We start from the raw sequence: 689 nt of genomic DNA, 5'->3' as shown, positions 1-689 counted from the left end.
TGATTGTCGCGTTCGTCCACGCCGGATTCACGCCTGTTATCCGGTCGCCAGAAGTCCATGTCCTCGGACGCGCCGCACTGCAACTGCCGCAATTGCGCCTCGGTGAAGACGCGCTTATCGCCCTTGATGCGGTTGGCGATGTTCCGGAAGGTATTGACCCGTGCTTCGGGAGTGGGGCGCTCTGGTCCGCAGGCCAGTGCATCCGTAACCTTGTCATCGAGCGAATACGGCGAATTCATCACGAACAGCGCATCGGGCGCGCGGGTCTTGCATATGGCGGTGGCCGCCATCGCGATCATGGTGCCCTGGCTATGCGACATCACCGTCACCGTGTCGCGCGGGCACTCGACGCGAATCCGGTCGATCAGGTCGGCCAGTCGCTGGGCCGCGTGCGCGTAGTAGGAGCGCGGGGGCGCATCCTGCAGCTGGCGATCGGCTTCCGTGTTCAACGCCTCCATGTCGAATCCGAGCACATGACGTTTGAAGCCCGCCTCGCTCCATACCTGCTGCAGGTTGTTGGTGCCGTTCTGGAAGGGACCGCCTCCCCAGTACCACGGCCCCTTTCCGGTGAAGCCATCGCTGGTGCATTCGGGAGCCCACGCATCGACGCCGCGTGGATTGCGAAGGGGAATACGCCAGTTCCGTTCGGTACCCGAAGCCGCACTGTAGCCCCAGTAGAAGCGGATCAC

The 689-nt window shown here is 63.4% G+C and carries 1 protein-coding gene; it reads right to left on the bottom strand.

What is annotated here, in order from left to right; translation table 11 throughout:
• A partial coding sequence (locus PKKP23_RS33530) for a T6SS effector phospholipase Tle3 domain-containing protein (protein ID WP_420873274.1) occupies window positions 1-689 on the bottom strand: 689 nt, incomplete at both ends.

The organism is Paraburkholderia kururiensis JCM 10599 = LMG 19447 (assembly GCF_003986935.1).
In the GTDB taxonomy this organism is placed as follows: domain Bacteria; phylum Pseudomonadota; class Gammaproteobacteria; order Burkholderiales; family Burkholderiaceae; genus Paraburkholderia; species Paraburkholderia kururiensis.
This window is presented reverse-complemented; position numbering and strand designations above follow the sequence as displayed.